Here is a 10,468-nt window from a genome sequence, read left to right as displayed (position 1 = left end):
ATCCGAGTCCACTGGTCATCGGTCAGCAGAGCAGTACGCGACATTCCTCCAGCCTCCCAAACGAATCACGATTCGATTAGGAGACACGCCCTAGGCGCCAGTCCTCCAACGTGCGCTCGGGCAGTCGGAGCAGCTCGGCGAGTTCGTGCTGGGTGAGGAAGGTCGGAGTGATCTGCTTCGTCGCGTCCATACCCAAGAGGTGCGCGACCGAAGCCGTGACTAGCCAGATTGGGGCGTGACGGGTCCGTATCAGCCCGGGCAGCAGAACGGCCCTGCCACTCCGCACGGGGTTCTTGGTGCCGTTTCTGGTAATTTGGCCCGCTTCGGGCCTGGAGGGAAGGATGGCCGATGGGTGATTTGGCCGCGGAATCCTGCGCCTGCTACTGCTGGGGTACCTGGACTCGAACCAAGAACAACTGATGCGAGCCGGGCTGCCTGTCTCGGCGGCTCTCCACCCCTGAGTCCCGCATGATTTCGCGGAAGTTAATGAACTCAGTTTACGCGTTGCTACGTGTCGATACGGGCTGTTTCTGGCACTTTCCGGGGGTTTTTGGCACTCAAAGTGGCACCCGCGAAACTCGGCATGAACTCGGCCGGAAGCCGCGCCGTTCGCCGCCCCTGAGAGCAAAATGTCTTTCGGGCGGGGTAAACGGAACGACTCCTTCAGTCGGAGCGCCGCAGCCCATTCGCGGCGCGGGCGAGTGCGAGTGCGGTTCCCATCTGACCCTGCATCGTTCGAGGTGATCGAACTCGTCTTGAATCACGAACGCGGCGTAATCCGAAAACGGGTTGTCATTGCACGTATGCGGTCTCGAGTGCGACTTGGTCATGCCAAGATCAGCGAGCAGGAACTCGACGGGTTTCGATGCCATCGAGGACCCGTTGTCAGAGTGAATCGTCAGCTGGTCCCGCCGAATGTTTTGCTTCTCAATTGTGTCGAACAGGAGCCGCTCGGCCAGCTCGGCGGACTTCCGGGTCGCGACCATCCAACCGACAACGTACCGCGAGTAAATGTCGATAATCGTATACAGGTGGAAGTACGACCATTTGGCTGGACCCTTGAGTTTCGATATATCCCACGACCAAACCTGGTTGGGCCCCGCCGCGATGAGTTCGGGCTTGACACGTGCCGGGTGTGTGGCTTGAGCACGACGCTCCCCGGTCTCGCCATGGGCGCGGAGCAGGCGATACATCGTCGCTACGGAGCACAGGTAGGTGCCCTCGTCGAGGAGGATCGCCTGGATTTCCGCTGGCACTTTGTCCACGAACCGTTTCGACCGCAGCACCTCCAGAACAGCGGCGCGCTGCAGCTTGGTCAGTGCGCGCGGTTGCTTCTTGGGCTCCGGCCGCGGCCGCGGCGAGGACGGCGCGCGAAGGGCCAGCACGGCACTTGTTCACTCCGCGTTAAGGTCGTATTTGCTGCCCGTCAGGGGGCGGACGCCAAGCTGTGCGGGAGGGCCCCTTTCTCGCTGGTCTGGAGAAAGGCTGACCTCATGTCCCGTGGGGTGTCCCTGTTTTGTGTGTTGAGCGTTGTGTTGTTGACGTGGGGTTCCTTCCTGTGGTGGTCACTCAGTGCCCGTTTTTTGCACGTCAATGAAAGGTAGTTGTATGTCCAGTACAGGTTTTTCCCGGCGTCGGTTTATTAGCACTGCGGCGGCAGCGGCGGCCCTGGGGGCCGCGAGTTCTCTTCTCCCTCCGTCTGTGCAGGCAGCGATGGCGCAGCCGATTCGACCCGGCGGGTTGAAGGCCATCAAGCACGTCATTGTGCTGATGCAGGAAAATAGGTCCTTCGACCATTACTTCGGGTCCCTGCGCGGAGTCCGTGGCTTCGCGGATCAGGCGGCGCTGCGCTTGCCTAGTGGCAAATCTGTTTTTGAACAAGCCACGGTCAGCGGTCAGACCGTGTTGCCGTTCTCGTTGCGGAAAGCTGCTGAATTGGCTGGTCGCCCGGCCTCGGATGTCCAGTATTTGGGCGATTTGGATCATTCCTGGGCGGCGACGACCACGGCTTGGGGCAGTGGGTGGTACGACAAGTGGATTCCGTCCAAGAGTCCGTCGACCATGACGTACTACGAACGTGCGGACATTCCGTTGCAGTACGAGCTGGCGGATACCTTCACTATCTGCGATGCCTACCACTGCTCAATCAACGGATCCACGAACCCTAACCGTAACTATCTCTGGTCCGGAACGGTGGGTAATGAACCGGGTTCCGCGTCCCGCGCCGTCACCAACGCTGCCTATAGCTATGACCATGCCGGCTACGACTGGACCACGTACCCGGAACGGTTACAGGAGGCTGGGGTGTCCTGGCGGATCTACCAGGACTGGGACAACTTCACCGACAATGCTGTGGAGTACTTCCAGACCTTCAAGAAGATCGGCCACAAGATGCTGGCCGCCGTGGACGGTCACCTGCGCACCACAGAAGAGTTCTACGACAGCCTGGCCGCTCAGGCCCCTGCCGAGCAGCAGCGGCTGCTGGCCCAACTCAGCCAGGGCCGTGAGCTGCTCAGCGAGGCGGAGAAATCGCTCTTCGACAAGGCAATGTGGCGCGGAAATCCGGATACTCTGCTCGATCGGATGCGCGCTGATATTGCCGCGAATGAGCTCCCCGAGGTCAACTGGATCGTCCCTTCGGCCGCCGATTCGGAGCATCCCGGAGCTTCCACCCCGGTAGGCAGCGCGAACTTCGTCTACCGGCTGCTTGACACGATCGCGAGCGACCCGGAGACCTGGGCGACGACGGCCATCTTCATGAACTTTGATGAAAACGACGGCTACTTCGACCACGTCCCCCCACCCGTTGCGCCGCGACCGGAGTCCGGCAGCGGCGATGACTAGTTTGGCGGTTTGCCCATCGGCCTGGGCCCGCGGGTGCCGATGACCGTCGTCTCCCCGTGGACTATTGGCGGCTATGTCAGCTCGGAAGTCTTCGACCACACGTCCGTGATCCGCTTCCTGGAACGTTGGACGGGGGTTCGGGAACCGAATATTTCCGCGTGGCGGCGCACCGTCTGCGGTGATCTGACCAGTGTTTTTGACTTCACCAAGGCGGGCACGCAACCCGAGGTGGATCACCCCGGCCCGGTTCCCGCCGCCATCGCCCGCTGGCATCCCACCCCGCCGACGGCACAGGCCGCACCAATCCAGGAATCCGGCACCCGTCCGGCTCGCCCGTTGCCCTACCGCCCGCAGGTTTCCGCCCGAGCACATCCCGCCGGCGTGACCATGGCGCTGAAGAACACCGGGTCACGGTCCACGCACTTCACGCTCTACAGCTATGCGGGCGAATATGCCGTGCCGCAGCACTTTGACGTGCAGAAGCGACTCAGCGTTGACGTTCCGGTGAAGAACGGAAAATTCGACCTCGCCGTCTCGGGGCCAAACGGTTTCCAGTATGAGCTGGCGGGCACATCTGCCGGCCCTGCTGTGGGCGTGGACGCCAGCATTACGGATGACCGGGAGGCTGGCGACGTGGAACTCGCGGTCAGCAACACCGGATCCGTTGCCGTTACGCTGACGTTCACGTCCCTGCAGTACGTCAGCCACGCCCACACCCAGGTCCTGCGACCCGGTCAGCGAAAGAAGCTCAGCTGGCCTGCCCTCAACGGCTGGTACGACGTTGAAATCAGTACTCCGGAGGACACGAGCTTCCGTCGCCGTCTGACAGGTCGGGTCGAGGACGGGCGCCCGGGCATCACGGGCTGATATCCAGGGTCAGGAGACTGCGCTCAGCGCCACACCGGTAACGACACCTGCCCCCACGCCAGCCTGCTGGGGATCACAGTCCGGCATGTCAGCGTGATCTTCAGTCGTTTGCGTCGATCGCGTCTGCTGGTGAAGCATGCGGAGGGCCGGGCGTGACGAGGCGGCGCTACTCGTTGGTTGCGCGGCAGAAGTCGTATCAGGCGGAGCGTGTCAGCTGGAGTTCGTTGTTGCGGTTGGCTGTGTTCAGCGTCAATCGAAGTGCCGGATGACCTCGGTATCCGTCGCTGACGCGCCCTGCAGTGGCTGAATTGAAGTCAGGTGCGCCAAGAGTGAGAGTCGGTCCTGCCACACCCGCCTCCCAGAACGTTAAGGCGTGAGGGCTGATGCTCACCCCGATGGCAGGAATAGATAGATAGATACGCTGGCCCATGAAGTCGCCAGCCGAGTTTGTCCAACTGACTCTTGACCGTCGGATAGACGAAAATGATGAAATAGGTGGCGTGAGGATCGCCGTGCTGCATCAGGTCCCAGGTCCGACTCGACTTTCTGCGACGGAGCCATGCTGCCACCGCCATCAAACCAAACCCGACCGACAAAATGGGTAGCGCCAGAACTAGCCACGGTAACAGTGGGTTCGATGAGCGCCCAGAATTCCACACAACAAGCCAGCCGATGCCTACACCGAGGAGCAGGATTGGAGCCACTGCTCTCCAGTTGACATCTCTCACTTGTAACTCTCGGGAGTCGGTCGTTCGATGGTTCGTTCGTCGTTTTCGTCGACGCGGGATCTCGATTCGAGTCCCGGCGTCATCTCGGGCAGCTCAGTGGGTATCGGTCCCGGCAGAGAATGCTCGGGCCGACCCGGCGAACACGATGGCCCGGGCCGCACTGACGACGTCCGAGCGAACGGCGTCCAGCAGATGTTGTTCCAGCGCCAGAGACAGGGCGTTCATCTTGGCCGGGCGGTTGAGCCGCAAGACTACAACGTCGCCATGCGGCTCAACCAGGACCAGGGGCTCTTCAGTATCGGTTGTGGACACGATTACCTCCGTTTGACCGGCGACTTCACTCAGTCAGAACGCCCGCGTAGGCGAGTGCATCTTCGTCCACAGGCGCATCCGCAAGTGGGTCGGGCTGAACCTGCGCGCCCGCGTAGTCCAGCAGGCCGCTGGTCCCCCGCTTGACGATCTCATTGCCAATGATGACGGTCTGGATCTCGGACGTGCCCTCCCAGATCCGGTCTACACGCAACTCCCGCCACAGTCGTTCCACTGGGTTTTCGCGCATGTAACCGCGGCCGCCGAAGATCTGCAAGGCGTTGTCCACGCACCGGTTCGATGCCTCGGACGCACCCAGCTTGATCACAGCAGCCTTTGCGTTGAGCAGTTTGCGGTCCATCCCCTGGTCTGCCTCCCACGCCACTTGGTAGGTCAGGACCCGGTTCGTGCTGATGTCCACGACGTTCTTGGCCAACATGTTCTGGATCAACTGGAAGCTTGCGATCGGCTGTCCGAATTGAACGCGTTCCCGGGCCCAGTCCGCGGCCAGGACTGTCGCCCGCTCGGCGGCACCGATGGTACGAGCGGCGATCATCAGTCGTTCCTCCACGAACCAGTCACGGGTCAGTTCGTAGCCCTGTCCGATCTGGCCGAGGATCTTGTCCGCCCCCACCCTCACATCCTCGAAAACGAACTCCGGGTGTTCATAAACGAACGTGTGGGTATAACGCGGGACGCGTTTGATGCTGACCCCGGGCAGGTCCTTGTCCACGATGAACATTGTGGGTGCGCCGTCGACGCTGGCCAGAACCAGGATGAAGTCGGCCACGTCACCGATCGTGACGAACCACTTCTCGCCGTTGATCAGGTAAGAGTTTCCGTCTTTGGTGGCCGTGGTGCTGATGTTCTGCGGGTCGGAGCCGGCTTCGGCCTCCGTGATGGCGACGGCGTCCCGGCGTTCGCCGCGGATCTCTGGAAGCAGGTACTCCTCACGTTGGGCGGGAGTGCAGGCCTTTAGCGCGTTCGCGGGCCGCCACATGGTGTCCCAGAGCGCGTTGGTGAGCTTGCCGACCTCCTCGGAAACGATGGCGTGCTCCAGCACGCTGAGCCCGGCGCCGCCCCACTCCGTCGGCATATTGATTGCGGCCAGGCCGTGACCGATGATCAATTGTTTGACCTTGGCGTGCTGTTCCTTGGTGAGGCCGTTGTTCATTTCGCAGTCGAGTTCGAACTGCATCATCTCGTTCGTCCATGCAATTGCGCGCTGTTTAAGTTCGATCTGCCGCGGGGTCATCCGGAAGTCCATGCTGATTCGCTTTCTCTTGGAGTTGGGTGGTTATTGAGAGATCGACGGAGTTGTATTTGGGTTGAAGCTGGTTAACCGAGCACGATGCGCGCGTCGAGTGCGACGGCCCAACCGGGTGCAACGGCCACCGGATTGCATTCGATTTCGACAATTTCGGGGTGAGCCGAAGCCAGCTGGGAGAGTCCGGCGACGACATCCGCGGCGGCATCAAGGTTCACCGGGATGCGTCCGCGCGCGCCGGTCAGCAAGGCGCTGCCACGCAACGAGAGCAGCAGTTCCTTGGCCTGCCCTGTGCTAACTGGCGCGAGTGCGCAGCGTACGTCCCGGATAACCTCAGCGAAGACGCCGCCCAGCCCGACGAGCACAATGGGGCCGAACCGTGGATCCCTTCGTACTCCGACGAGCAATTCGACTGATTGCGTGAGGTCTGCCATTTCCTCGATCGAGCAGCTCGGCGGGGCGAGCCGATGCTGTACGTCATCCCAGGCAACCAGCAGGGCTGGGATGTCCGGGATGCCTAGGATCACGCCACCGCGGTCGCTCTTGTGCTCGTCTCCTAGGGCTTTCAGCACGAGGGGGAAGGCCATCGCGGCGGCGCGTGCCAGCAATTCCTCCCGATCGGTCACCTCGTGGGCCGCCACGAAGCTGATCCCGGCTGCCATCAGCAGGCGCCGTGAAGCGTAGTAGCCCGTGTCCGACACGGCCTTGGCCGCGACGGGCTGATCGGGCACCCCCGTGGCCGGTGCGGAGCCGCGACGGGCAAGCCGGCCAAGAACCCAGGCTGCCTCGTCGATGCCGCGGTAAACGGGCACGCCACCCTCACGCAGGCAGTTTGCGGCCGCGGAGGTCCAGTTCATGGTCTGAACAATGACAGTGCCATCGTGAGCGGCCGTCAAGGCAGCCATAGTGCGGGCGGCGTCTACCTCGCGTTCGGCGAGTTCCTGGCCGTAGGCGCCGTACCCTCCAAAGTAGCCACTCATCAGCGTCGCATCCACGGCCGGACTGCTGGTGAGATGGTCCAGCACGCGCGGGAAACACATGATGTCTTGTTCGCCACCCCCGGCTACGTCAACCGGATTACTGACCGCGGCCGTGGACGGCAGCTCGGCTGCCACCGCCGTCTGCAGCGCCGGCGGAAATTCGATCACGTCCAGCCCTTGCGCCGCGGCGCTGTCGCTGGCCACTGATGCCTGTCCTCCCCCGTCGGCGAATACCGCTGTCCGCGAGCCGCGCGGCACCCTGCTGCGCACCAGCGCCTGTAACAGGTGAGCCATCTGCGCCGGTGACGACACCTGCTCTATGCCCGCCGCTCGGCAGGCAGCGTCGACGACGATCCCGGAAGAAACCATGGCCCCGGTGTGGGACTTGGCATTGCGCACCGAGGCATCCGTCGCGCCCACGGTCAGTAACACGATCGGCTTGCCTGCCTCCGTGGCGCGCTGGGCAGCGCGAGCGAACCGCCGACCATCCCGGAAATCCTCGCAATAGACAGCAATCGCCGCCGTGCCCTCGTGGTCGATATATGCGTCGATCAGGTCGGCAGCCTCCAGATCGGCCTGGTTGCCCAGGCTGGCAAAACGGGAGACTCCGAGGCCATGGTCCACCAGTAGCGTGGCCAATTCCAGGGCCAGATTGCCGCTCTGCGAGATGACGCCGATGTTCCCGACCGGGAATTCGTTGGAGGTCAACGTCAGCCCGCTGGTGTGATCGAGCACGCCCAGACAATTCGGGCCGAGCAGACGCGCGCCGGCGGCCCGTACCTTGGCGGTAATTCTCGCCTGGACGCGCAGGCCGTCCTCGCCCGCCTCCCCGAGGCCGGCGCTGATGCCCACGATGGCCCGCGCGCCGGCGGCGAGCGCGTCGTCCACAGCCTCCTCGAAAGCGGCCGCCGGGACCGCGATCACGGCCAGGTCCACCTGGTTGCCGATGGCGGTCACGCTCGGAACGGTCGGCCGTCCGAGCACGGTTGCCCGTGAGCGGTTTACCAGATGCACGGGCCGGTTGCCCTTGAGCGCCTGCACTGCAATCCAGTTGCCGTATTTGCGTGTGTCGTCGCTGGCGCCGATGATGGCGACGGCGTTCGGAGCGAACAGGGCTTCCAGCCCGGGTTCGGTCCGGGGTCGGTTTGCGGGGGCTGTTAGCACGGTCATCAAGGCTCCTTTGCGGGGACGGGCTGGCCGGAGCCCCAAGCGTCCGACCCGCCGTCGATGGTTAGGGTGGTTCCGGTGATGTAGCGGGCGGCATCAGTGGCCACGAAGGTGATCACGTCGGCGATGTCGTCGGGCCGGCCAAGTCGGCCGAGCGGCACACCTTGCTTCCAGCCTTGAATGGCTTCGTCGGTGTATTCATCCAGGCCCTCGGTGAGGATGGCGCCGGGCGCGACGGCGACCGAGCGGATTCCGTATCGGCTCCACTCCATGGCCAACCCCGAGGCTAGGTTTTCCACGGCCGCTCGGGCGGCAGCGGCGTGCACCATTCCGGGGATGCCACGGTGCGGAGAGAACGCCATGAAGACGAGGAGGCCGGAGCGATTGGGGATCATGCTCCGGGTAGCTACTTCGTGGGTGACGCTCCAGATGGCTTCGACCGAAAGTCGGTGCACTGCCCGCCAACCGTTCACGGAAATGGTCTCGGCAGGAGCTTGGAATTGTCCGCCGGCATTGTTGACGAGCACATCGATCCGGCCGAACTCGTTCAGCGCTCGATCGACGAGTGCGGTGACTTGTTCGGGCTCTCTGACGTCGACGGCCACGATCTCAGCTTTCCCGCCGGCCTGTCGCACCAGTTCCGCGCTCTCTCGAAGTGGCTCCTCTCGGCGCCCGGCGAGCACCACGTGGGCGCCACACCGGGTCATCGCCAGCGCCGTTGCACGGCCGATGCCGGTGCCGCCGCCCGTGATCAAGGCAATCTTGCCGGCTAGCGCCTCGGGGTGGAAGCTGGGCCTCACTGTTGCTTCGGTCACAGTGTGCTCGCCTTCGGTTGGGTGGCCAGGGCCGCCTGAAGCGTGACGGTGTCGGTGGTCAAGCGAGCGGGAAGTTGAAAATTCGGTGTCGCCGCGATGAGCGAACGGGTGTACTCGTGGGTGGGGTTGTCGAAGACGCCCTCCACTGTCCCAAACTCGACGATCCGCCCGTGTTCCAGTACGGCCACCTTCTGGGCGATGTTGCGTACGAGGGCAATGTTGTGGGTGATGAAAAGCAGGGTGAGGCCCATTTCACTCTGGAGCTGCTGGAGTAGGTCGACGAGCGAGGACTGCACGGATACATCGAGCGCTGAGGTGATCTCGTCGCAGACGAGCACGTCGGGCTCGGTTGCCAGAGCGCGGGCGATGGCCACGCGCTGACGCTCTCCGCCGCTGAGCTGGTCTGGGTAACGCATCGCGTGATCGGGCCGTAACGAGGCACGCTCCAGGGCCGTCGCCACGATTTCCCGACCGTTTTTCACTCTGCCCCGAACCGCTATGACCGGCTGCAGGATGAGGTCCCCGACCGTGCGTCGCGGATTCAGCGACTCGTACGGGTTCTGGAAGATGTACTGGATCTTGCGCCGTTGTTCCTTGGTGCGTTTGAAGCTGCTGCTAGCCAGCTGCTCGCCGCCGAGGTATAGCCCTCCGGTGAACTCGTGGTGCAGCCCCGCGATGCACTGGCTCAGTGTGGTTTTGCCCGAACCAGACTCGCCCAGTAAGGCAACGCATTCACCGGCGTAAACGGACAAGTCGATGTCCTGCAGCACGGTGTTCCGCCCATAACCTGCCTTCAATCCCGTGATCTTCAACACGGGCTGTTCCGAGACCGTGAGTGCCGTTCGGACCGGCGTCGGCCGGGGAGTGACCGTGGGCAGGGCTTGGTCCGATTTGAAACAGCACACGGTGTGCCGAGGGCCGACCTCAGTGGCGCCGGGTGGCGCGACCATACAGGCGTCGTCGGCGAGTGGGCAGCGGGGGGCAAAAGCGCATCCGCTGGGCCGGGCCATGGGCGATGGTGCATGCCCGGGGATGCCCACCATGGGTCGTTTGGCCTCGAGGTCGGGCACCGCCAAGAGCAGCCGTCCGGTGTAGGGGTGTCGGGGATTGGCGAGGACGTCGGCAGTACTGCCGATCTCGACGATTCGCCCCGAGTACATGACAGCGATTCTGTCCGCCAGCTCTGCGACGACGGCCATGTCGTGGCTGATGTAGACAGCGGCACAGTCATAGTTTCGGCACATCGCCCGAACTGTCTGCAACACGTGTTCCTGGGTGCTGACGTCGAGCCCGGTGGTGGGTTCGTCCATTACGATCAGGGCGGGACGGGCGGTGAATGCCATCGCCACAGCGACCCTTTGCTGCTGGCCGCCGGAGAGCTGGTGCGGGTAGCGGGCTAGGGCGTGTCTCCTAATCGAATCGTGATTCGTTTGGGAGGCTGGAGGAATGTCGCGTACTGCTCTGCTGACCGATGACCAGTGGACTCGGATT

General features: G+C 63.2%; 6 protein-coding genes and 2 pseudogenes. 2 read left to right on the top strand and 6 right to left on the bottom strand.

Features of this window, described 5'->3' with window-relative positions; translation table 11 throughout:
• Nucleotides 1-731 precede the first annotated feature (731 nt).
• Nucleotides 732-1,370 (bottom strand): annotated as a pseudogene (locus E3O23_RS18475) (transposase); the annotation flags it as partial.
• A gap of 223 nt (nt 1,371-1,593) precedes the next feature.
• On the opposite strand from E3O23_RS18475, the pseudogene E3O23_RS18470 reads away from it, so the two are divergent.
• A pseudogene (locus tag E3O23_RS18470) lies at nt 1,594-2,970 on the top strand (alkaline phosphatase family protein); the annotation flags it as partial.
• Nucleotides 2,950-3,711: a phospholipase domain-containing protein gene (locus tag E3O23_RS18465; RefSeq protein WP_241983310.1), complete on the top strand. Its 762-nt coding sequence runs from the start codon at nt 2,950-2,952 to the stop codon at nt 3,709-3,711. The pseudogene E3O23_RS18470 and the gene E3O23_RS18465, both read left to right, overlap by 21 nt.
• An 821-nt stretch (nt 3,712-4,532) precedes the next feature.
• Here the strand turns inward: E3O23_RS18465 and E3O23_RS18295 are convergent.
• The 5 genes from E3O23_RS18295 to E3O23_RS03820 all read right to left on the bottom strand — a co-directional run bounded on the left by E3O23_RS18295 (nt 4,533) and on the right by E3O23_RS03820 (nt 10,392).
• Nucleotides 4,533-4,751, bottom strand: coding sequence for an enoyl-CoA hydratase-related protein (locus E3O23_RS18295; protein WP_134488343.1), 219 nt, complete (start codon nt 4,749-4,751; stop codon nt 4,533-4,535).
• A gap of 25 nt (nt 4,752-4,776) precedes the next feature.
• A complete protein-coding gene (locus E3O23_RS03835; RefSeq protein WP_198415126.1) occupies nt 4,777-6,003 on the bottom strand; it encodes an acyl-CoA dehydrogenase family protein in 1,227 nt (408 codons plus the stop codon).
• Nucleotides 6,004-6,086: 83 nt separating this feature from the next.
• The gene (locus tag E3O23_RS03830) at nt 6,087-8,165 is read right to left on the bottom strand and encodes an acetate--CoA ligase family protein (protein ID WP_134488339.1); all 2,079 of its coding nucleotides are present in this window, start codon (nt 8,163-8,165) and stop codon (nt 6,087-6,089) included.
• The gene (locus E3O23_RS03825) at nt 8,165-8,917 is read right to left on the bottom strand and encodes an SDR family NAD(P)-dependent oxidoreductase (RefSeq protein ID WP_198415125.1); all 753 of its coding nucleotides are present in this window, start codon (nt 8,915-8,917) and stop codon (nt 8,165-8,167) included. The genes E3O23_RS03830 and E3O23_RS03825 overlap by 1 nt, the downstream gene beginning before the upstream one ends.
• A gap of 56 nt (nt 8,918-8,973) precedes the next feature.
• Nucleotides 8,974-10,392 (bottom strand): ABC transporter ATP-binding protein, encoded by a 1,419-nt coding sequence (locus E3O23_RS03820; protein ID WP_255453287.1) that lies wholly within the window; start codon nt 10,390-10,392, stop codon nt 8,974-8,976.
• Nucleotides 10,393-10,468 lie beyond the last annotated feature (76 nt).

It is taken from the genome of Cryobacterium tagatosivorans, assembly GCF_004402215.1.
In the GTDB taxonomy this organism is placed as follows: Bacteria; Actinomycetota; Actinomycetes; order Actinomycetales; family Microbacteriaceae; genus Cryobacterium; species Cryobacterium tagatosivorans.
Note: the sequence above shows the minus strand (reverse complement) of the source record. Positions and strands in the feature narration are given on the sequence as shown.

Bases quoted from the DNA above. Each gene is read 5' to 3' on its own strand.
- E3O23_RS03830 (WP_134488339.1), bottom strand. From the start codon at position 8,165: ATGACCGTGCTAACAGCCCCCGCAAACCGACCCCGGACCGAACCCGGG.
- E3O23_RS03835 (WP_198415126.1), bottom strand. From the start codon at position 6,003: ATGACCCCGCGGCAGATCGAACTTAAACAGCGCGCAATTGCATGGACG.